General features: G+C 39.1%; 23 protein-coding genes. 21 read left to right on the top strand and 2 right to left on the bottom strand.

Annotated features, from left to right (window positions below):
* Positions 1 to 530 precede the first annotated feature (530 nt).
* The 19 genes from ACTIEV_RS03015 (at position 531) to ACTIEV_RS02925 (ending at position 17,961) form a co-directional block, all read left to right on the top strand.
* The gene (locus ACTIEV_RS03015) at positions 531 to 824 is read left to right on the top strand and encodes a hypothetical protein (protein ID WP_322197461.1); all 294 of its coding nucleotides are present in this window, start codon (positions 531 to 533) and stop codon (positions 822 to 824) included.
* Between the two features lie 58 nt (positions 825 to 882).
* The gene (locus tag ACTIEV_RS03010) at positions 883 to 1,068 is read left to right on the top strand and encodes a hypothetical protein (protein ID WP_322197460.1); all 186 of its coding nucleotides are present in this window, start codon (positions 883 to 885) and stop codon (positions 1,066 to 1,068) included.
* Positions 1,069 to 1,086: 18 nt separating this feature from the next.
* Positions 1,087 to 1,551 (top strand): hypothetical protein, encoded by a 465-nt coding sequence (locus ACTIEV_RS03005; protein WP_322197459.1) that lies wholly within the window; start codon positions 1,087 to 1,089, stop codon positions 1,549 to 1,551.
* Positions 1,552 to 1,569: 18 nt separating this feature from the next.
* Positions 1,570 to 2,190 (top strand): PRTRC system protein E, encoded by a 621-nt coding sequence (locus ACTIEV_RS03000; RefSeq protein WP_322197458.1) that lies wholly within the window; start codon positions 1,570 to 1,572, stop codon positions 2,188 to 2,190.
* A 19-nt stretch (positions 2,191 to 2,209) separates the two neighbouring features.
* Positions 2,210 to 2,428 carry a PRTRC system protein C gene (locus ACTIEV_RS02995; protein WP_416194701.1) on the top strand — a complete coding sequence of 73 codons (219 nt, stop codon included), beginning with the start codon at positions 2,210 to 2,212 and terminating at the stop codon, positions 2,426 to 2,428.
* Between the two features lie 55 nt (positions 2,429 to 2,483).
* Positions 2,484 to 3,575 (top strand): hypothetical protein, encoded by a 1,092-nt coding sequence (locus ACTIEV_RS02990; RefSeq protein ID WP_322197457.1) that lies wholly within the window; start codon positions 2,484 to 2,486, stop codon positions 3,573 to 3,575.
* Positions 3,572 to 4,288: a PRTRC system protein B gene (locus ACTIEV_RS02985; RefSeq protein WP_322197456.1), complete on the top strand. Its 717-nt coding sequence runs from the start codon at positions 3,572 to 3,574 to the stop codon at positions 4,286 to 4,288. The genes ACTIEV_RS02990 and ACTIEV_RS02985 overlap by 4 nt, the downstream gene beginning before the upstream one ends.
* Positions 4,285 to 5,103, top strand: coding sequence for a PRTRC system ThiF family protein (locus ACTIEV_RS02980; RefSeq protein WP_322197455.1), 819 nt, complete (start codon positions 4,285 to 4,287; stop codon positions 5,101 to 5,103). Before ACTIEV_RS02985 ends, ACTIEV_RS02980 begins: the two co-directional genes overlap by 4 nt.
* A complete protein-coding gene (locus ACTIEV_RS02975) occupies positions 5,100 to 5,288 on the top strand; it encodes a hypothetical protein (protein ID WP_322197454.1) in 189 nt (62 codons plus the stop codon). Before ACTIEV_RS02980 ends, ACTIEV_RS02975 begins: the two co-directional genes overlap by 4 nt.
* A gap of 209 nt (positions 5,289 to 5,497) precedes the next feature.
* Complete coding sequence (locus ACTIEV_RS02970; protein ID WP_322197453.1) at positions 5,498 to 5,887, top strand: plasmid mobilization protein; 390 nt, start codon at positions 5,498 to 5,500, stop codon at positions 5,885 to 5,887.
* Positions 5,872 to 7,086 carry a relaxase/mobilization nuclease domain-containing protein gene (locus tag ACTIEV_RS02965; protein ID WP_416194700.1) on the top strand — a complete coding sequence of 405 codons (1,215 nt, stop codon included), beginning with the start codon at positions 5,872 to 5,874 and terminating at the stop codon, positions 7,084 to 7,086. Before ACTIEV_RS02970 ends, ACTIEV_RS02965 begins: the two co-directional genes overlap by 16 nt.
* Positions 7,087 to 7,103: 17 nt before the next feature.
* A complete protein-coding gene (gene mobC, locus ACTIEV_RS02960) occupies positions 7,104 to 9,074 on the top strand; it encodes a conjugal transfer protein MobC (RefSeq protein ID WP_322197450.1) in 1,971 nt (656 codons plus the stop codon).
* A gap of 599 nt (positions 9,075 to 9,673) precedes the next feature.
* On the top strand, positions 9,674 to 9,889 hold the full coding sequence (locus ACTIEV_RS02955; protein WP_322197449.1) for a helix-turn-helix transcriptional regulator: 216 nt from the start codon (positions 9,674 to 9,676) through the stop codon (positions 9,887 to 9,889).
* A 1-nt stretch (position 9,890) separates the two neighbouring features.
* A complete protein-coding gene (locus tag ACTIEV_RS02950; RefSeq protein WP_322197448.1) occupies positions 9,891 to 12,104 on the top strand; it encodes an N-6 DNA methylase in 2,214 nt (737 codons plus the stop codon).
* Between the two features lie 6 nt (positions 12,105 to 12,110).
* On the top strand, positions 12,111 to 13,448 hold the full coding sequence (locus ACTIEV_RS02945; RefSeq protein WP_322197447.1) for a restriction endonuclease subunit S: 1,338 nt from the start codon (positions 12,111 to 12,113) through the stop codon (positions 13,446 to 13,448).
* On the top strand, positions 13,448 to 15,133 hold the full coding sequence (locus ACTIEV_RS02940) for an ATP-dependent nuclease (protein WP_322197446.1): 1,686 nt from the start codon (positions 13,448 to 13,450) through the stop codon (positions 15,131 to 15,133). Before ACTIEV_RS02945 ends, ACTIEV_RS02940 begins: the two co-directional genes overlap by 1 nt.
* Positions 15,134 to 15,135: 2 nt before the next feature.
* Positions 15,136 to 16,632 (top strand): AAA family ATPase, encoded by a 1,497-nt coding sequence (locus ACTIEV_RS02935; RefSeq protein ID WP_322197445.1) that lies wholly within the window; start codon positions 15,136 to 15,138, stop codon positions 16,630 to 16,632.
* Positions 16,616 to 17,299, top strand: a complete 684-nt coding sequence (locus tag ACTIEV_RS02930) for a retron system putative HNH endonuclease (RefSeq protein WP_322197444.1) — start codon at positions 16,616 to 16,618, stop codon at positions 17,297 to 17,299. Before ACTIEV_RS02935 ends, ACTIEV_RS02930 begins: the two co-directional genes overlap by 17 nt.
* Positions 17,300 to 17,385: 86 nt before the next feature.
* Entirely contained in the window at positions 17,386 to 17,961 is a 576-nt protein-coding gene (locus ACTIEV_RS02925; RefSeq protein WP_322197443.1) for a hypothetical protein, read from the top strand.
* Between the two features lie 450 nt (positions 17,962 to 18,411).
* Here the strand turns inward: ACTIEV_RS02925 and ACTIEV_RS02920 are convergent, their stop codons facing one another.
* Positions 18,412 to 19,257 carry a HEPN domain-containing protein gene (locus ACTIEV_RS02920; protein WP_439516051.1) on the bottom strand — a complete coding sequence of 282 codons (846 nt, stop codon included), beginning with the start codon at positions 19,255 to 19,257 and terminating at the stop codon, positions 18,412 to 18,414.
* A gap of 202 nt (positions 19,258 to 19,459) precedes the next feature.
* Between ACTIEV_RS02920 and ACTIEV_RS02915 the strand changes: the two genes are divergently transcribed.
* Positions 19,460 to 19,834 carry a helix-turn-helix domain-containing protein gene (locus tag ACTIEV_RS02915; RefSeq protein WP_322197402.1) on the top strand — a complete coding sequence of 125 codons (375 nt, stop codon included), beginning with the start codon at positions 19,460 to 19,462 and terminating at the stop codon, positions 19,832 to 19,834.
* 11 nt (positions 19,835 to 19,845) lie between these two features.
* On the opposite strand, the gene ACTIEV_RS02910 is transcribed toward ACTIEV_RS02915, so the two are convergent.
* Positions 19,846 to 20,781, bottom strand: a complete 936-nt coding sequence (locus tag ACTIEV_RS02910) for a LysR substrate-binding domain-containing protein (protein WP_439516050.1) — start codon at positions 20,779 to 20,781, stop codon at positions 19,846 to 19,848.
* A gap of 130 nt (positions 20,782 to 20,911) precedes the next feature.
* On the opposite strand from ACTIEV_RS02910, the gene katG reads away from it, so the two are divergent.
* The gene (gene katG, locus ACTIEV_RS02905; protein ID WP_439516049.1) at positions 20,912 to 23,125 is read left to right on the top strand and encodes a catalase/peroxidase HPI; all 2,214 of its coding nucleotides are present in this window, start codon (positions 20,912 to 20,914) and stop codon (positions 23,123 to 23,125) included.
* Positions 23,126 to 23,139 lie beyond the last annotated feature (14 nt).

Raw genomic sequence — 23,139 nt, 5'->3', positions numbered from 1 at the left:
CAGGCAGCATAACGATCATTACACCATCAAAAGTTAATTGGAAAGCATTTTAAGGTATATCTGGGTATTTTCTTAAACAAATACTTGGTGCATGAAAGCAGCATCTCTATTAATAGTTTTCTGTTTGTTCGCTGCACCCGCTGTTGCCGAAATAACAGACGAATCGCTTAATCAAAAAGCTACCAAAAAAAATACCTACAACAACAAATTTGAGCATTGCAGACTTATATTGGCTATGCAAAAAAAGGGTGTTTGTCATCTTGAGTTCCCTGATTTTTCGTCCCTTGCGACGCTCCATTCATCATCATACCCTTGATAGGTATTGCACTGTTGAATTCTCTATATCTCAACACGGACATTCCTTATCAACCCCTCACGTTGTCACTAAAGAGGGGATTGATAAGAAATCTCCTGTTTCCAATTTTTTACCATTTAAAAATTATATCATGGAATTCACAGGAAGAATTACCGCTGACGCAAAAATCAGCACAGTTAAAGGCGACAAGGAAGTAATCAACTTTTGAGTAGCGATGAACGAACGATACCGCCCCAAGGGTTCTACTGAAACAAAAGAGTTTGTCACCTACATCAATGTAGCATGGTGGTTGGGTACTGGTATTGCAAAGATTTTACGCAAAGGCGCTATAGTAACAGTAGCAGGTCGCATCTTCCCATCAGCCTATACGAATATGCAGGGAGAAGCTGTCGGCTCTATCAACTGCAACGCCAATGAGATCAAATTGATCCAGTCTGCAAAAACCGAAGTGCCGGCAACGGTTATTCCAACAGATATCACGGAGCCTGTGGCTGATTTGCCCTTCTAAACACTTAAACAGCAACGCTCACAAGGGCAGCCTCCGGGCTGCCCTTAAAAAATCAATTATGTATATCACAGACATAAGTGCAGAGAAAATAAAAATCACGAATCTGCAAGCAGCCATCAGTCAGGCAAATATGTTCCTTGGCTATTTCGATGCAAATGAGCCGTTCCGTGATTTTGAAGAAGTACAGAAAAAATACTGGAAAGACATCCTCCAAAAACTACAGGCACTCGCACAACTCAATTAATCAACTAATACTTTATGTATGGGACGCTACATGAATATCATATTGAAACCCATTTATAGAAATGAGTCCTTCCTTAAAAGCCTGAACGATCATTTAAGTCTTCATTATGGATCGAATACAGGCATAAAGTTCAACACTTGGGAATCTTTGCAAGAAGAAGTAGATTATTTCAACAAGCATCCTTTTGGCGTTACGCAAGTGCCACACATTAAACGTCCTATGACCAAAGAATTCATTGAACAACAATTTTTCTGGAATAGGTATGCGACTTACAGCTTTAAATTATCAGGAGGTGATAGTAGTGCTGACGAAGCCAGAGACGCTGTGGCTGTCTGCAAATGGATCATCAACTCACGCAAAAAATATATTGATACAAAGTACAGTGTAAACTACCAGCCATCAATCGTAAAAAACTATCTCGATCATTACTTTTTACAGGCAGGTTATGATATGAATAAACTCTGGTCACTACCCATTTTATAACTACATAAAACAATGTTTATGAAAACAAATTTCTTTTCTGCCCTAAGCACGCTCGCCCTTAACGGCACTTTGCGTATCAATATCCAACGTCAATCTACCAACAGTATGATTGTATCTGTCTTGCTTGTAGATGATTCAGTAAAAGACAAAGCCTTGCAAATAATTCCACCACTTGTCTTAAACGGTGATGAAGAGAAACTGGATGAAGGTTTTTTTGATGCTATAACATCTCCCCTGCAACAGACCAGTTCACTTGCTACCAACATGAGTGCCTATGAAGCGGCACAGACCAAGGCACAAAAAGAAAGTAAACAGGTAAAAGACAAAGAGACCTTTGTCAAAAATGATAAGAATAGCAAACGTAAAAAGTTTGAGGAACAGATGAACAAAGTAAACGAACTAGAAAAACAAAAGAAGATGGGTGAAGCCATTGGTCAGTTGCCAAATCCAAAAGCCTACCCGGAGTTCACAGAAGAGATCAGAAAAAAAGAACAACAGTTGCGCAGCCAACATGGCTCACTTTCTCTTTTTGAAGAACCTGAAAACACAGAAGTTCAACATAACAACAATGACCTGAGTGAAGAAGAACGAGAAGAAAATGAAGATGAACAGGAAGAATCAGAGGATGATTTCAATTAATCTTAAAAAATGAAAACCTATGTTAATAGTCAACCAATTACCCCGGATATTCCTCTTTAACCACAATGGAACAAGTATTGAATTATCCGATCCATCTCTAGATATGTTACCCGAATCAGTGCTAAACTTTTATTCACAGACCTATCCCGAACTAACCACGGCAAAAATGGAAGGTCCGGAAATCAAAAATGACCGGGTAGAATTCACATTCCAAACTAACCTCGGAACAAAAGGATAATAATGAAAAAAAACAAAGACACTAGATACATCAAAGCACCTAAAGACGAGAAATTATGCCAGCACTATCAACAACTCGGGGCCTTCGTAACCCGGCTAAATCGCTTACCCGATGCCGCAACCATAAAAAAGCAAAAACTACAGCCGGTTCCCACGGCCATGCTCCCTATGATTTTTTGAATCAGTCCTTTGCGGCAGTATCCCATTTTGATGGATATAAAAAAACTAAGACCCCGACCGTTGAAAAGCAATTTTTTGCTTCATTTAACCAATTCTCAAATAAGTATAAGCTGAATACTATTACCGCTTCCTCCAACACGTTCCCATATAGTCTCCTTTCAGCCTTTGAACAAGCAAAAAAAGAATTGTCAAAATCAAATCCGCAAACGAGTCTGATCATTACGCAAAATAAGGGAGATACGATGCTTGCGACAGTTGAAGAGATCGGCATTAGCTATACCCTGTATTATGTGTCGCTTAACGCCCTTGACTGGTTACACCAAAGAGGAGAAAAAAAGACATTCCTTTTAATGCTTTCGATCTACTCCTACCTCTATAATGTTATACGCATGTCTCTTCCCAGTGGCAACGATTTTTTAACTGGCTGCTATGACGCCATTGCAGACTGGTTGGAAAACAGTGAGTGCGAATATGAGCCGCAGGAATGGAAAGAAAACAAAGCACTGATAACAGCTATGCGCCGAAAGCAGCCAATACTGGAAGGGACGGTGCGTGACCACATTCATCTTTACGCATTTGAACAGCGGGTAAAAGACTATCAACCGTTGGATAAAAACGAAGAAGATTTTCTCAGCATCGCAAAGCTATTTCTTTCAATGTATACGCTTTATCCTCAAAGAAATTTCTTTGACAATATCTACACCGAACACCTCGAAGAGCCGGAAGATGAAAGAGCATATCCCGATCAGTATTTCTCATTCTTCTGGGACGATAATGGCTGGCTCCACGACTGCCTGATGGAATACATCAATAGTGACTTGCAGGAACGCTGTGTTTTTGAGCAACCAGCAGTAATTGAATACTTCCATTCAAACGGGTCTACGTCAAATAGCAATCTGGATTTTGAAAAACTATTACTTCAGTCTTTAAGCGACCTATCCACCATTACCTACAAACTGACAACATGAAAAACATAACTAGGGAATTTACCACATTGCACGAACCTGTAAAAGCTATGCTTTTCTACCGCTCCAATAAGAAAGTCAACGACTTCTATGTAGAAGCCTATGATGTCAATGGTTTGGGTAAACTAATTGACCCACATCCGCTTAGTCTGGCGGAGAGTCAAGAACTAGCAGAAAACTTACTGACCACAGAGCGCCTAACCGACCGTTACCTGCAACCAAAAGGTCTGCTGCCACAGCACATTCTTCATACGCATACTGGACAAAATGGATTTGCGCTCTGGTACACACCGCCTATGCGCAGACAAATGTTATTTATTTCATCCCTTGGCTTAAACGAAGGCAGCTATGCTTTACCTGGACTGATCTGGAAGGCAGATCGCAACCACATAAGCATTTTTGCAATAAAACAAACCAGTCGACCAACACTTTCATCACAACTCTATCATGCCCCATTTTTTAATGTATATGAAAGCGGAAATGTGTGCATGGGAACGGTAAATATCGACATTGACCAATACAGTTGTTTAGAAACATTTATTAGCCAGTGGGAAACTTATTTCTTTCGGAGCAAATTCTCCCATGTGGTAGAGGGAAGTTCACCCATCAAGGGTAATATCATTCAAGTGTATAAATCGCTGTTGAACAATAACAAAAAATTCCCTGTAGCGTGCTTGCAAAAACATCGCTGCACATTAAAAAATCTCATTGCATGAAAACACAAAACCCCATCGTTCACTTTAGCGATCCCTACCTCCTCACGCCGACCAATCCTGTAGTAGTGAATCTAATAGGCGCAGGAGGCACTGGCAGCCAGGTACTAACAGCATTATCCCGCATGAATCATTCGCTCATTGCACTTGGTCATGCAGGACTATTTGTGAGATGCTTTGATGATGATTTGATCACTGAAGCCAATTTAGGTAGACAGTTATTTGCCACGTGCGAACTGGGGCAGCCAAAAGCGGCGGCGCTAATCGCAAGAATAAATCGCTTTTTCGGTACCAACTGGAAGTCCGTCTGCGCCCGTTTTGAGAACGGAAAAGCCGACCCTGAACTGATGCGCTCAAATATTACGATCTCCTGTGTAGACACAGCGGCTTCACGTTTTAAAATCGCAGATGCGTTAAAAAGAAATTCGACTGGCTCTTACCACCGTGATCGTAGTATCTATTGGATGGATTTTGGCAACGCACAATACACCGGTCAAGTCTTTCTCTCAACAGTCCAAACAGTAAAACAACCTACCTCTAAACAATTTACTACCTCGGATAAATTACCCTGGGTCACAAACGAATATGCAACACTGCTAAAAGCTACAGATGACACCGAAATGCCAAGCTGCTCTTTGGCTGAAGCACTCTTAAAACAGGATCTCTTTATCAACACCTCATTAAGTGCACTCGGAGCTTCACTTTTATGGAGTTTATTCAGAGAAGGAATGATCCGCTACCGCGGCTTTTTTTTGAATCTAAAAGACTTCCGTTCTCAACCTGTTCCCATCACCTTAATTAAAAAGAAAAAATCATGAAACACTTACTCTTGATGCTTATGGAAATCGACCCCAACGATCCACCTGAAGAGGGTCCTTTTTATGTGATTGAACGCTTCCACAAACCGCAATTTGTACTCGACGAAAATGGCAATATCAAATCCTTTACTACTTACGCTGAAGCTGCCGCAGAATGTCAGTATGGTTTTGTAATCGCTTTTTAAAATATTCTAACATCCCATAGGCCCTTTTGAATGTATCATTATTTGATCCCTTAGTTCACCACTATCTTATTGGAGGTAATTTTATATCCGCTTAACAGAAAGGCGCTTGTCCCTGCACCGGCAAGATGTACAAACGTTGCACGTTTGGGTTAACCGGGCACTCACTCGGAACTCGTTCGTGCTAGATGTGAAAACGAAATTTAGTGAAGATGGAAAAAAGTACAGTCCGTAGTAAATGGGTTACCGTTCGCATGAACGAAGCAGAGTATCAACTGCTAGAAAAAAATCGCAAACGAACGACAGAAAAAACCAACAGCAATTACTTACGCAAACTAGCCTTACATGAACCCGTTACAAAACTGGTTCGCAACCAATCCATCGATGAGTTGACCCTCTCACTCATCGCTATTAAAAAAGAAATCAATTTTATTGGTCATAACTTGAATCAGGCTATTCACAAACTACATACCCTTGACCGCATACCCGATTTCCGCAGTTGGGTACTGCAATACGAATCCACAAGAGAACAACTGCAAACAGAACTCCATAATCTGCTTTTACACGCACATCAAATCATTGCACAATGGTCGCAAAAATAACCATGCCAATAACGATCAGCCGTGCACTGAATTACAATGAACAAAAAGTGCAAAAAGGAAAAGCCAAATGCATTGGCGAAGGAAATATTCTTTTGCCTGCATCCTGCATGAATTTTTATCAGAAGCTAGATGTGTTTGAATCAAGAAATAAACTCAATGAACGAGCACAAACAAAAACCATTCATATCTCACTAAATTTTGACCCTTCCGAAAACCACTCAACTCAAAAACTCAACATGATCGCTGCAGCTTATTTGGATCGAATTGGTTTCGGTGAGCAGCCCTATCTCGTTTACCAACACCATGACGCAGGTCATCCACATATTCATATTGTATCTACAACTATTCGCTCTGATGGTTCCCGTATCCCAACCCATAATATCGGGCGTAATGTATCAGAACCTGCCCGCAAAGAGATCGAAGAAATCTTCGCTCTTGTTCCAGCATCCAAACAGGAAAAAACAAAGGAGTACCTATTACAGCCAATTGATATCGAAGTTGCCCATTATGGCTATTCAGAGACACGCCGCAGCATTGCAAATATTACCTCTCAAGTATTAGACAATTACAATATTATTTCGCTTCCGGCTTTCAATGCTGTACTAAAACAGTTCAATGTGATGGCAGATGAAGGAAAAGAAAATGGAATCATCCGCAAACACAAAGGATTGCAATACCGTCTGTTGGATGACAACGGTAACAAGATCGGCGTACCTATCAAAGCAAGCTCACTTCCTAGTCAGCCTACACTTGTTACGCTCGAAAAAAAGTTTGCAACAAATCGCAAAAATAGAGATCGACATGTCCAATCCTTAAAAGATACCCTTGATCAGACACTTAAAAAAAAGCCAATAAGGATGTCACAATTGACAGCACTACTACTTGAAAAAAAAATCGTGACAGTGCTAAGAACAAATCCGGAGGGAAGAACCTATGGGATCACGTATGTTGATCATTTAAATAAAGCTGTCATTAATGGATCAGAATTGGGCAAAGCATACAGCATTGCCGGACTTAAAAAACAATTCAAGCAGACGATAAAACAACTACCAAAAGGGCCTTCAATTTTAAATCTCCTAACAACAGAGAAGTCATTGCAAACCGACTTACTTGATTCACTGCTACACCCTGACTGGGAAGCGGAGCAAACACCCTATGAATTAAGGAAACGAAAAAAGAAAGAAACCGATAACCATTAACCTATAAATCCAAAAGCATGACAACTGGTGAAAATGAACAGGGGTTAAGAAAGATAGTTGACTTGTCAAGACTGATTAGTGTTGCTTTACTCTGCCTCCACTGTTATTACTATTGTTACGGCGCATTCCTTACATGGGGGATTACCTCAAAGTTTACCGACAATCTACTCCTGAACATTCATCACACCGGAATGTTCTCCTCACCACTCTATTCCAAAACAGGAGCACTTATTTTTTTGGGCATATCACTACTGGGTGCTGAGGGGAAAAAAGAGCCAGGTAAGGATATTCGCAAAACAATAATACTATTCATCGGTGGCCTGATACTTTTCTATTCCAGTACATGGATATTAAGCGTGTATGAATCAGTCTTTGCAAGAGCCATTTTTTATTTCATTTTTTGTATTGGAGCATATCTCATCATACTGGCTTCAGGTACACAGATTAGCAGGTATGTACATCTGCAATTCTCAACGGATGTATTTAACTCGGATAATGAAACCTTCCCACAGGAAGAAAGATTATTACAAAATGAATACTCTTTTAGTTACAACGCACGCTACAAGTTGAAAGGCAAAACACGACCCAGTTATATTAACATCATCAATCCATTTAGAGGGTTGTTAGTAACTGGCAGCCCTGGTGCTGGTAAGTCATGGTTTATTATACTACCCATGATTAAGCAACAGTTACAAAAAGGTTACACGATGTTTATTTATGATTTTAAGTATGATGATCTCTCTAAGGCGGCATACAACTGGCTCTGTCAATATGAAGACCGCTTTGCCTGTAAACCTGCCTTTTATTCAATTAATTTCGATGACCTGAAATGTTCCCACAGATGCAACCCCCTGCAACCGGAAGGGATGACGGATATTACAGATGCCATTGAATCCGCCCGCTCCATACTATTAGGTCTGAACAGAGATTGGATCACCAAGCAGGGAGATTTTTTTGTGGAATCACCCATCAATTATGTTACTGCTATCATCTGGTATTTACGCAAATACGAAGATGGCAGGTTCTGCACACTGCCGCATGTTATTGAACTAATGCAGGCAGAGTATAAAGAGCTCTTGCCTGTATTAAACTCACAACCGGAAATAGAAGTGTTTGTAAACCCCTTTATCACCGCATACCAGAACAAAGCTACCGACCAGTTGGAAGGACAGGTAGCCAGTGCTAAAATTGGAATGGCTCGTCTAGCCTCGCCGCAGCTCTATTGGGTGTTGTCAGGAAATGATTTTACCCTTGACATCAACAACCCAAACGAACCGAAATTACTCTGCCTAGGGAATAATCCGGAAAAGAAAACCATTTATGGTGCTGTGTTATCCTTATATATCTCCCGATTGCTCCGCAGTATTAACAAGAAAGGAAGACTCAAATGTTCCCTTGTATTTGACGAGTTTCCAACCATTGTCGTGAACAATGTGGATGACCTAATTGCCACCGCCCGAAGTAATAAAGTGGCTACCACACTCGCCATGCAGGATTTTAGTCAATTGGAAAAAGACTATGGAAAACAGGCTGATGTGATCAAAGATATTTGCGCCAATGTGATCAGCGGACAAGTAAGTGGCGACACCGCCAAATCGCTATCCGAAAGATTCGGCAAGATTTTGCAAGACAGGGAAAATATTACAGTAAACAGAAGAGATACATCTGTTAGTTATTCTAAACAACTGGAAAGTGCGGTTCCGGCTTCAAAGATTTCATCCCTGTCATCCGGGCAGTTTGTAGGTGTAGTTGGTGACAACCCTGATGAAAAAATTGAACTAAAAATGTTCCATGCCGAGATTCTCAATGATAGTGTTGCTATGAATAAAGAGATGGCAACATTTAAAACGATACCACAGGTATATGATATAACGGATCAGGAGATTATGGACAACTACTTTCAGGTGAAATACGACGTGCGATCTATCTTGGATAAAGAACTTTCCATCTTGATTAGAAAACATAAAGAAAGGACCAATCAGTCCTGATTTCAGTCAAATGCTTTCTTAATACTTTGATTATAAATTATCTGGCAATGATAAACAGATAAAGAGTTTAGATAACAGAAAAAATCCTGTTTCCCCTTGTCAAATCCCCTATGGGTTGTTACGGGGTATTGCCAAGGGTAAACAAGATGCGGGAATATATTCGGGAAAACCCTTCTGAATATGGGGCAGTTTTACAAATCAGTTCTACAGCATAATTCTAATATTTTACTGGTTTGTTAAGGATTTATTGATGCTGACTGTGCGGGTTTCCCTTAAGTTCGACTAGTAAGATTAGAGTTAATGACAAATGTGTTTGTCAACTTTAACTTAATCCAAACATTACACAATTTATTTCCAAACATCTTTTTTAATCTCACAATATAAACGTTTAAAACCGCAGTCCTCTGCGAGAGTCGTACTCGAAAATCTTTCGCTGTTTCTAATATTCGGAGAATGAATATTGAAATTTCAATGTTTGAATCTTCGGAATCCTGTAAGTCTTCTACTCTTTACATATTATAGGTTTATTATTGCTATAGACTTTCTTTTGATACTATTAGATGAGAAAGTAGATATATTTACACCAAATGCTGATTAATATGAAGAAAAAAGCAATTAATAGGCTTAAGGCAGTATTGGCTGAACAGAGTAAGACAAATAAATGGTTAGCAGAAGAATTGGGTAAGAATGAAACTACAGTATCTCGTTGGTGTACAAATGAAGTTCAGCCATCGATGGATAACCTGATCATAATAGCAGCTCTTCTAAAAGTTGATGTTAGGGATCTTATTAATTCAACTAAAACAGCTCACTAACATGAAAGTAGAGATAAAGGGAAATAAAATATTCGCACCCCTAAAGAATGGTTGGGTGACAAATACTGCGGAAGAAAAACTAAAACAGGAGTTTATTGCACGATTGGTCAATTCGTACGGTTATTTGCCAGAACAGTTGGCCCAGGACGTCGAGATAAAAAAGAGATATATAGCTGACATAGCGATTTGGAGGTCAGAGAAAGATAAGTTGAAAAGCGCAATCCCTTCCATCATAATTACTGTTGAATGTAAAGCAGAGCATATCAAAATAAAAGAGAGCGACTATTCTATAGGTTACAATTTTGCGTCTACTATCAATGCCAACTTTTTTATTGCGGTTAATTTGAAGGAAGCTAAAGTCTTTCATATCCAAAAAGACAATGCACCCAAAAAAGTAGAAAAACTTTCCGATATCCCAAAGGCTGAAATTCTCTCTGATGACAGGCGAATTGATAAATACATCAAGGATACCAAGTCCTTTACACGTGAAGAATTTACTAAACTCTTAACACGTTGTCACAACATCATTCGCAATAATGACAAACTTTCTCCTGAAGCAGCATTTGACGAAATAAGCAAGGTACTCTTTATGAAAATCATGTATGAGCGGAACGCTAAAGAAGAAATGATTTTTTCAAAGGCCAAATTCCAATCAGACGAAAAACACTATGAACAAATTATACGGCCAAATTTGAAGAAAGATGTTGCATTGTATGATCAAGATTACATGCAATATCTTTTTGATAACACAAAGAGGGAGTTCGAAACTGATGGGATTTTTGAGCCGAGAGATCAAATAAAAATCAAGCGTAACAGTTTTGAAATGATAGTGGAAGAGTTAGAAGCGTTTAACTTATCTGACACATCCGACGACGTAAAAGGGATCGCTTTTGAGCAGTTTCTTGGTAAAACATTCAGAGGCGAGTTAGGTCAGTTCTTTACGCCACGTACGATCGTTGATTTCATGGTAGACATCCTTGATCCGCAAGAAGGTGAAACAATCTGCGATCCATGTTGCGGAAGTGGTGGATTCTTGATTACTGCATTTGAACATATCAGGAATCAAATTGATCTAGAAATAAAAAATGAAATAATCAAAATCAAGGCTGACTACTTTGACAGCACTTTTGAAACATCAACACCGAAAAGGCAGAAAGAGATCGATAAAAAAGTTCAAGGCTTAATTACCAAACTTAACGCTGAGTTTGATGTAAAAAATCCCAAAAGCCGTTACTACCACCTATCTCACAACTGTGTATTTGGAACAGATGCCAATCCTAGAATGGCGCGGACCGCCAAGATGAACATGATTATGCATGGTGACGGGCATAACGGCGTTCATCATAATGATGGACTATTAAATGTTAACGGGATATTCGATAATAGATTTGATGTTATCCTAACAAACCCTCCCTTTGGAAGCAGGGTTGAAAAATCATTGAAAATTACAGAAGCTGATAGATTCACAGACCCAACTAGGATTAAAAAATACAAGAAATTATACGGTGCACAATACGACGATGCCTTAAAGCAGGTTAATGATAATGTAGGAAAATCACTTTTAAGCCTGTATGAAGTGGGAAGCTTGAGTTCCCTGACTGAAGTATTATTTTTAGAACGTTGTATTAATCTATTAAAGCCCGGTGGTCGAATGGGAATAGTCCTGCCTGAGGGTGTCCTTAACAACACCAATCTTCAAAAAATTAGGGATTATATTGAAGGTCGTGCGAAAATATTATTGATTACATCCATCCCCCAAGATGTATTTATTGCCAGTGGAGCGACTGTAAAACCGAGCCTTCTGTTTTTCAAAAAATTTACAGATGAGGAAAGAAATCAGTGGGAAACACTTGAAACAGTAATACGAAAAGAAGTCTTGACAACACACCAGCTTGATGTTATACCGGATGCAAAGACAATTAGCAAAAAGATCGAGGAGGAACTATACTCAGAAATAAAGAATAAAATAAAAACGGCATTCAATTATGAAATTCCGATAGCGCAGATCGAAAAAGCAGGAATCAGTAGTACCGGATCTGCAATTGAAAACGAACTTAATCCCCTTGCAGCTGAATATAAAATTTATCGGAAAACAAATAAACTCTGGAAGACCGATAACAATAGGATTAAGTATTTAATCACCAATGACGAGATAAAAAGAAGCTCTGATATGGCGGGTATCAACGGCCAATCAGATATTTTTTATGGAAAATAATGCGCAATGCAGTTATCAGTTAATAATATATTAAAGATTTCAAGTTTGGTCCAATTGGGCAATTGGAGCGTTCAATCGTTACTTGATTCCCAACTCAATTACTCAAAAAAATATGAGCTTGCAAGAGTTGGAGAATTCCTTATAAAAAACAGGGCGCTTATTGAGATAGATGACAATACTGTATATACGAGAGTAACCGTTAGGATGAACAATAATGGGGTCACCATAAGGGATACTGAGATCGGAAAGAAAATCGGCACTAAAAAACAATTCATAGTTAAACCCGGACAGTTTATTATTTCGAAAATTGACGCCCGAAATGGTGCTTTTGGTTTGATACCACCTGAGTTAAACGGAGCTGTCGTAACAAACGACTTCCCTGTATTTGATATCAATGAAGAAAAAATTCACCCACATTTTTTATTGCTCATAACGACGACTGAAGGATTTCTCAAGTTTGTTCAGAGTTCCAGCAGCGGTAGTACGAATAGGCAACGCATGGATATTACACTATTCCTCAATCAGAAGATCCCATTGCCCTCGATTACCGAACAGCAAATTATTTTGAGTAGGTATTACCAAAAAATGGAAGGCGCAGAAAAAATTAAAAATGATATTTCAGCACTTGAATCAGGAATAGAAAATTATTTTTTGGATACTCTAGGAGTAATCAAGACTACCAGCAAAGACGTGAAATCCGGTTTGAAGTTTTACAACTTTATGGATCTTGACAGGTGGGATATCTGGTCAATAAAGACAAATACCCATACGAAAATTCATCCGATACTGTCTCTGGGCAAACTGATTACTGGTAAGCCCACTTATGGGGCGAATGTTAAAGGCAAAAAAGTAATTTCTGAGACAAGATACATTCGTATTACCGACATAAATGAAGATGGGTCGCTGAACGATGAATTCGTGTCACCCGAATCTGTCGACGAAAAATATATACTAAATGACAATGATTTTTTGATTGCCCGATCGGGCAATACCGTCGGAAAAACATTCCTGTATAAAAAAGAGTTAGGCCGAGCGATCTATGCGGGTTATCTCATCAAATTTACCATTAATCAGTCGAAAATTATCCCAGAATACCTGCTTGAATTCACAAAATCCTATACATTTAAACAATGGATTGCTGCAAATCAACGAATTTCTGCCCAGCCGAATATTAACGGACAGGAATATCTTCAGGCACCAGTCATTGTCCCCCCACTTTATGTCCAGCAGGAAATTGTAGATACGATTTCTAAAAAAAGATTTGAAATCAAAATTTTACAATCGAAAGCTGAGTTGTTGGTAGCCGAAGCAAAAAAAGACTTCGAAACAGAAATATTTAATTGATGAGATTACAAAAACTGAAAATAATCAGCAGGTATAAAAATCTTGAAAATTTCGAGATCGATTTTACAAACAAAGAAGGCATAACTGTTCTAATCGGTAATAATGGAAGTGGAAAAAGCAATATTCTGGAGGCAATCAGCGGAATATTTGCAGGCTTGTACGACAGGAAATTCAATCCCCAATTCAGCTACGAGCTTACGTATATCAAAGACAATAATATTATTGACATCCAGTATGCCAACAACACCTACACTTGCAAGATTAATGATATCGAGGATAACCTTAAAGCAGAGCATTTACCCAGCCAAGTGATTAGTTCTTACAGCGGTGAAGAAAGTCGACTATGGGACAATTATTACTGGCCATTTTATGAGGAATATATCAAAGCGATACGAGGTGCAAATATCCCCAACTCCAATCTAGTCTATATTAATAAATTCTACTGGAATATTGCATTATTGACTTTACATTTTTACGATTTCAATGATTTTTCCGATATCAAAGAATTTTGCGAAACGACTCTGGGAATAAGAACCTTCAACTACGTCAAATTTACATTTGACATTAACAAACTAAACGACTTTCTAAATTCGCCGAATCCTGTAACAAATTTCATTCTGGCACTAAACCCTGATAAAGAAGCGGTTATCGAAATTGATCTGGATGAGTTTAAAACCCGGCTAAAGTTTCTTTCCGAGATAGAGGTATTCAGGTATCTAACGATTTCATTTATGCCTAAAGTCGATAAAATAATCACCGACATCAAAATAGATTATAATACAAACCTAGATGCGGAATCGCTCAGTGAAGGAGAGAAAAAACTACTGCTGTTAATGGTCATCTTGGAAGTCGTAGGTGATGAAAACTCACTGATTTTACTAGACGAGCCTGACAGTCACATCCATCTATCGCGTAAGCAAGAAATCCAAAAGCTACTAACTAGGTATTCCAATCGAGAAAATATCATTACAACACACTCTCCCACTCTAACGCACAGTTTTGATTTAAAGCACATCACGATGTTGACAAAAAAAGAAAACAATGATGTTCAGGTGGAGACAAAAGAGAAACAACAAATCGTACATGAACTTACAAAAGGCATCTGGAGCTATCAGGAACAAAATATCTTCCTCAATTCAAGCAATGACATCTTACTTATAGAAGGAAAGTCTGACGAAACATTTTTGAAAAAAGCATTGGAAGTGTTGAAGAAAACGGAGCCACGATATGCCAACCTGAGATTTGAGTACCTTCCTTGTGGTGGGGCAGAAGGAGTAAAGTTGATGACAAAAAAGTTCACCCCAAAGGTCGGCCAACATATCATTGCCCTGTTTGACGCTGACCGGGCTGGATGGGAATCAATTAATAAGATTTTTGACCGTTCCGATGCTAACAAGTTCAATAGTAATGATTTCGGCAGGTTCCGCAAACAGGGAGAAATATTTGTCGCCATTTTCCCAACTCGCCCTTATTATAAAGGTGGAGACAACTTTAACATTGAAGATTATTTTCGTAAAGCATTGTTGACAGGATATGTTTTGAAGACCTTCAAAAGCCTTGATACTATCGTTACAAAAGCGAACGTAAAAAAGGCACTTGATACCGAATGTGTGAACTTTGCTGATCACGAATTCAAATACTTTAAGTCGGTGTTTGATTTAATATTGGAAATAAAAGCAAACTGAATATGAATATTATTTCGCTATATATTGAGGACTATAAGCTGCTTAAAAAGTTTACTGTCAATTTCCAAAAAGACATAACAATCCTCATCGGAGTTAACGGATCCGGCAAGTCTACTATTCTCGAATGTATTGCACAGATATTCAGCGATGTTTTTCTACGTCAGCCATCAAAATTCGGCTTCCGGCTTGAATACCAGCTTCAACTTGAGGAAACGTTCTCACAAACTTCCGTGACAGCGGAATCCAAAGTAAGACATATTACCGTTCACTTATTTTCTGATCAATCAAATGAAACAATTGGCGTTAGGGTATTAGAAGGCGAAACTGTTTTAGAGAAGGAACAGGAAATTGAGAAACATTTTGGTAGTTTGGAAATTATCCTGCCAAGCAATATCGTCATTTATTATTCCGGACAGACCGAGATCATGAAGCAATTGTGTCTTCCACACGATGAAAAATTATCTAGTAGTTTTAGAAAATGGGAAACCGATGTTCCTCGTCCTTTCTTCTACTTTGAACCGGCACTTTTTGAAATTATCCTTTTAACATTGCTCTCTTATGAATTCGGAGAAATACCATATTTTCTGCAGCAAAGAGCTAAAATTGACGGTGTTCATAATATTCAGATTATCCTGAAAAAACCTACATGGGCCAAAGATAAAATTGACAACTGGTGGGGTGCAAAAGGAGAAGTAAAAACATTTCTCGATTATTTAGATCAGCTTAGTCAACCTCTGATGATCGAAAAGGACGAGCAACAATCAACCGGCAATGTTGCAATCGAAGCATGGCAAAATGATTCCTTGATCATAACGATTATCGGGCAGGAAAAGTTATTTGAAATCCGGGACTATTTCAGGGAAGAGAAAACATTTTTCAAAGTCTTAAATACATTATATATTGATGGATTTGCACCTGAGATCAAATTTTCATTAATTGCATATACAGAATCACAAAGCACTGGCTATTTTAGTATTTTAAGCGAAGGAGAACAGCAGGCGATAACTATTAGAGGATTGGTCGAATTGGTGACTAATAAAAACACATTGTTCTTATTTGATGAGCCTGACACATACCTCCATCCTTCCTGGCAACGAAACTTTATTGAAGACATTAATTCTCTGTTCGTTAAAAATGAACATACGACAAGCCAGTTTTTAATAACAACACACTCCCCTCAACTATTAAGCAATGCTGATCCAGAACGCTCTGATGTGCAAATCATGGAAGATGGAGAGATCGTTAAAATAACACCGAAATATTATGGACGCGATATCAGTACGATCCTGTACGAAATGATGGGAGTAGAAAGAAGAAACCAAAAAATTGCAAAATTATTAAGTGTACTTTTTAACTATATAGAAGACGAAGACTTACTGAACTCAAAAAAAGAATACCTGCGTTTGATAGAAATTCTTGGGGAGGATGACCCCGCAATCATACGCGCGAAAACACAGCTTGATTACTTACAAGAAAGTAAAAATGAAGAAAATAAGTAAAGAAGCCGAGCCTCGTTTATTAGTTGAACACCGGGCAAACCCGCCCGCTTTGTACATCGGACTCTCTGCAGAAACTAAAGAATCATTAAGACAAAGTTTGTTATTCGAGCAAGGTTATATCTGTTGTTATTGCATGCGGCGTATTCCTGAGAAAATAGACAATGAAGGGGTCATCTCTTACAAGGTCAAAATAGAGCACTACCAGTGTCAGGATAGATATCCCTATGCACAATTGACCTATGCAAATCTTCATGGTGCCTGTACAGGTAACGAGGGTAAACCCAAAAAAATACAGACTTGCGACACAAAAAAGGCCAATTATGATATCTCAATAAACTTATTGACAAATACGCCAAATTGTGAATCCCTATTTAAATATAATGCCGAAGGTGAAATAAGCTCGGTTTCCAATGACTCTGCGATTAACTATCAACTCAATGAGATCCTCAATTTGAATATGCAAACATTAAAAGATGCACGAAGGGAAGTTTACCTGACAGTTCAATCCCATGTTGAAACTGAAAGCAGGCAGATAGCAGGAAACGAGCTTAAAATAAAATATTTTGAGCGAGAGAGGCAGAAATGGATAACTAAAGTTGATGGCAAATACAGGCCATTCTGCATGGTAGCTTTTTATTATTTATCCAAAAAGATAAAACATGCATGAATATACCACATAGTATTTTACGGCTCAAAATCTGCTGTAAGGTAATCGCTTAGATCGCTCCTGCCTTATCAACTAAATCCAAATTTATGACACTCAATCAACTTATCAAATCAAAACTCTCCGAAGACAGTTTGTTGGGTGACTTGGCACGTGATATCCAAGGTGACGAAAAATTTCCAGTTAACGGGACAGATAAAGAAATATTATCTTATATCCATTTTCACACTATTGTACGGGGGAATAATGGAGTGGTTGATGAGTTAAAAACCGAATACAAAAAGCATCGAAATAAAGAAGTGCCGGCCATAGACTTGGACATTATGTTCAGCATATTTCGTTCAGAAACTTGGGCATTCTATAAGGATCACTTTCCAATTGACAAGATAATCATGGTTGGGTCGCTAAATGATTTTTATAAGGTGTTCTGCGTAGATAATAGCACACACAGAGCACTGTATTTTGATATGAAATCTGACATTAGTCTTAACGATATTGAAATTATAGAGGAGGGCAAAATATTCTTGGGACATCTGACACGAATAGTAAGCGTAAAGAAAGCCATTATTCTTTTGAAACAATGTGAATATCCTGATGATTCACTGCCCAATGAAAATACCATGAAAGAATTATTATCTTACCTCAGCCAACATAATACCAAATAAACTGTCATATGTAGAAGTCAAAATATTTCTAACTTATGAGAAAAGATCAGAAGATACATTGAATGCAAGTCAGGTTCCGAAAGACTATGCAGGATATTCAAATATTGCACAATTTATTTCCAGCCACTTTTTTTAGTCTAACATCCTATACTTGGCATCACAGATTCCTCTGCGAGAGATATCCAAAGAAGTTTCGCTGTTTCGAACAAACCGAGAATAAATAGTTCGAATGATTCCTTTTGGGTCAACCTATATAATCAATTAACTATCAATTAATTATTCTCTCCAACAGTTTCAAATCATCAATCAAGTGTTCTGAAATTGCGCTTGCCGGGACTACTAGCCCGCCGAAGCTTTGCCGCCGTCGTATAACTATGGCGGCTACAAAGCGAAGGTGGGCTTTTTTATTATTGGCTGTTGTTGGTCGATTCAAAAGTTGATACTCATGAATTAAGCAACATGACGGCCAGAAAGTTTAGCACTCCTAAAGTCCGATAATACTTCATGCATACATCTTACTTTCTCTGTTAAACACAATAGCTGATCATAACTGATGGTATAATCTGCTTTATACCGCGCATCACTATATGCTTTTTGTAATAGATGAAATAGTTGTTTGTCTACCTCCGTTTTTTGTGGAAAGATGTTAGATATTTGATCTGATACAAGACCTGCATAACGTAATAACCTATCTATATTGTGTGTGTTTGCATGATATCCCGTACCTACTTTCAATAAAGTATGTAAAGATTGCTCTGCCGATTGGTGTAACATAAAAGCCGCCATCGCATATTGTTTCCTGATTCTGTACAGTTCTGAACCGGCTAAGAATTCTTTGGCTTTTGTGATTCCATCTCGCCAATATTTTTCAATGCCAATCTCTTCATCATGGGGCCTTGCTGTATATGAAACCTGTGATGGATGTTTTCCCGAATGATAGATGATCTCCGCAGATTGTTGTACGTTGACAGCAAATCGATGTCCTGCTTTCAACCACGCATTAAATGTATACATAGGCAATACGATGCTGGTTACAGGTATCCCTTGGTTTTCAATCTTATCCTGCCATTCATGCGGTTCTCTATTATCAAGGTTCTCCAGTAAAACCAACAGAATATAATCGGTCATATACTGTGAAACAGGTGCTGAGGTTTGGAATATACTTTTACTACTTCGATGATACACAGCAGCACCCAGCAGAAAAATCATTTCAGGATTAACTGCTTTTACAATGCAGTCTACTAAACATTGCTGATAAGTAGACTGCGAATATTGATTCATTACAAATGGTTGCATACATCCTCCTTTTCCTAGGGTACAAGTCTTGGCTTTCTAAACCATTTCTAAAAAAATAGTGCTGATATTGATCCTGTCAGTCAGCATATTCTTCCACCCATTTCATTTTGCCATACTTTTGGTCACAGGATAAATTTAATACCAATATTTGGATATTATCCATATCTTGATATCAAATATTTGTTCACAACCATTGATTACCGTGAAACTGCTAGCCAACAATTTATACTTCCTCAGACGGAGCCGTCAGATTCAACAGGGGCAAATACCTGCTATACTTGGAATTCCGCAAAGCTCCTGGTCGAATTGGGAAAATGGAAAAAACAATCCGGATATTGATACGCTGATTTCGATTTCGAATTTTTTCGAAGTCAGTTTAGACGATTTGGTCAAGACAGACCTGCAGGCTTCCGGGCAAGTGATTGTAGATAAAAGCCTACCTAAAAAAAGTAAAATAAAACCACTTTTAGAAAGGTACCCTGAACTGCTCACCAACTTACAAAAAACGCATCCGGAACTTAGTCAGCTATTGGCAGAAATGTGTGAAAGTATTGATCAGCTGCGTAATTCAAGATAATAAGTACATCATCAATCCGTAATCTCCACTACTTTCTTATTCCGCAATTGCCGCATTTGCTTGGGCACCATCTCTAGAATTTCATCTTTCAAAGTTTGAATGAGTTTGGTTTTGATGTGATCACGATGTGTAACCAGACTTACCTCTCGTGCCGGAGCTGGATCTTTTAATCGCTTCACCAGCTTCATCTGATTTTTATTGAATTCCATAACGGCTAATTCGGGCAGAATGGTAAGCCCATCACTTTTATCAACCATTCTTTTCAATGTTTCAATATTTCCGGTTGCATATTTAAAATGCAGGTCTGCACTTTTGCGCAGCTCACATAGATTCAATACCTGTGAGCGGAAACAATGTCCTTCTTCTAATAACCACAACTGGTCTGGATTGATATCATCTGCCAACACATATTTCTTATCATACAATGCATTTTTCCGGGACACATACACAAACAACTCTTCATAAAACAAGACCTCCTCTTTAATGGATGCATCTTTCAATGGCGTTACCACCAACCCACAATCTAGGCGATTATTTTTCAATTCATGAATCACTTCTTCCGTAATCGTTTCCTTGATCACCAATTCCAGTTGCGGATATTTGGTGCGTATTTGTTTGAATAAAGTAGGTAATACATATGGCGCCAATGTGGGAATGATACCAATTCGCAATTCACCCGTCATCACATTCTTCTCACTATTGATCATTTGTTGAATACGCTCAGCTTCACGTAATACGACCCTGGCCTGCGCAATGATTCTGGTACCAATTTCCGTAGGTATTACCGGCTGCTTGGTACGGTCAAATAGTTTCACCCCCAGCTCCTCTTCCAGTTTCTGTAACTGCATACTCAAAGTAGGCTGTGTGACAAAACATTTTTCTGCTGCCAGTACAAAATGACGGTAACTATCTACCGCAACCATGTATTCCAATTGGGTGAGTGTCATAGATAAAAACTATATGTTTATAAAGATAATCAATTTGATTTATTTGACAGGTCTGTGTAATCTTGCGTTTCAGAAGATTGTAGTTTTACTATACAATCCATTCGTTTCATTCGATAAAAAACCTAATCATATGTCAGCACAACAACATCCTGCCGGAGACATCAGCAAATGTCCGTTTCACAACGGCTCGCTGAAACAAGTTGCCGGTAGCGGTACCCGTAACCGCGATTGGTGGCCCAACCAACTTAATCTCAACATCCTTCGTCAGCACTCAGAACTATCTGATCCGATGGATCCTGATTTTGATTATGCAAAAGAGTTCCAGTCACTGGATTTAGATGCGATCAAAAAAGACCTCACAGATTTGATGACAGATTCACAAGACTGGTGGCCTGCAGATTATGGTCATTACGGCCCATTCTTTGTTCGTATGGCATGGCATAGCGCCGGTACCTATCGTACTTATGATGGTCGCGGTGGCGCCGGTGCCGGTATGCAGCGTTTTGCTCCATTGAACAGCTGGCCTGATAATACCAATCTCGACAAAGCGCGCTTGCTGTTATGGCCTATCAAGAAAAAATATGGTAAGAAAATTTCCTGGGCCGATCTCATGATCCTTGCAGGTAATGTGGCAATGGAATCCATGGGTTTCAAAACTTTTGGATTTGCAGGTGGACGTAAAGATGTGTGGGAGCCTGATGAAGATGTATACTGGGGAAGTGAAAAAGAATTTGTTGCCAGCCATAGAAATCCGGAAAGTCTGGAATCACCACTGGGTGCAACAGAAATGGGATTGATCTATGTAAACCCTGAAGGACCAGATCGTAATCCCGATCCAATCCTAGCAGCAAAAGCCATCCGCGAAACATTTGGTCGCATGGCGATGAATGATGAAGAAACAGTGGCGTTGATTGCAGGTGGACATACATTCGGTAAAACACATGGTGCCGCTGATCCCGGTAAATATGTTGGTAAAGAACCTGCCGCGGCAGGTATTGAAGAACAAGGCATGGGTTGGACCAATTCTTATGGAAGCGGTAAAGGTGCAGATACCATTACCAGTGGACTGGAAGGTGCATGGACTACCACACCTACACAATGGAGCCATAACTATTTTGAAAACCTGTTTGGCTATGAGTGGGAATTGACCAAGAGTCCGGCAGGTGCTCACCAGTGGAGACCTAAGAATGGTGCAGGTGAAGGATTGGTTCCGGATGCACATGATTCAAGTAAGCGTCATGCTCCATTTATGTTGACGACCGATCTTTCCATGCGTTTTGATCCGGCTTATGAAAAAGTTTCTCGTCGTTTTTATGAGAATCCGGATGCGTTTGCAGATGCATTTGCACGAGCTTGGTTCAAATTGACCCATAGAGATATGGGACCACGTGCACGTTATCTCGGAAAAGAAGTGCCGGCTGAAGAATTGATCTGGCAAGATCCTATTCCTGCTGTTACACATGAATTGATCACTGATTCGGATATCGCTTCATTAAAAGCTAGCATTCTTGCTTCCGGCTTAACAGTTGCTGAATTAGTGTCTACCGCATGGGCGTCAGCATCTACATTCCGTGGATCAGACAAACGTGGTGGTGCGAATGGTGCACGTATCAGATTGGCTCCTCAGAAATTCTGGGAAGTGAATAATCCTACTCAGTTGAGTAAAGTGTTGGATGCACTGGAAAAAATTCAGCAAAACTTCAATGCGAATAGTGGTAAGAAACAAGTGTCATTGGCAGACCTGATCGTATTGGGTGGATGTGCAGCCATTGAGAAAGCCGCAAAAGATGCAGGACATAATGTAACTGTTCCATTTACACCCGGACGTTCTGATGCTTCACAAGAGCAAACAGACGTTGAATCATTTGCAGTATTGGAACCACAAGCTGATGGTTTCCGCAACTATATCAAAGAAAAACAAATGGCTACTGCAGAAGCTATGCTGATTGATAAAGCTCATTTGTTAACACTCTCAGCTCCCGAACTGACTGTTCTTGTAGGTGGTATGAGAGTTTTGAATACCAATTACAATCAATCAAAGCATGGTGTATTCACCAACAAGCCGGGTGTATTGACCAATGATTTCTTTGTGAATTTGTTGGATTTTGGAACCTCTTGGAGTGCTACAACAGACAGTCATCAACAAGAGTTTGAAGGTCGTGATCGTAAGACCGGTGAAGTAAAGTGGACAGCGACCCGTGTTGATCTGATCTTTGGTTCTAATTCAGAATTGCGCGCACTTGCTGAAGTGTATGCTTGTGAAGATGCTAAAGAGAAGTTTGTAAAAGACTTTGTGGCTGCATGGAACAAAGTGATGAATCTCGATCGTTTTGACTTAGCATAAACAATGCGAAAAAC

Origin of the sequence: Sediminibacterium sp. (assembly GCF_051861365.1) — a bacterium.
In the GTDB taxonomy this organism is placed as follows: Bacteria; Bacteroidota; Bacteroidia; order Chitinophagales; family Chitinophagaceae; genus Sediminibacterium.
Note: the sequence above shows the minus strand (reverse complement) of the source record. Positions and strands in the feature narration are given on the sequence as shown.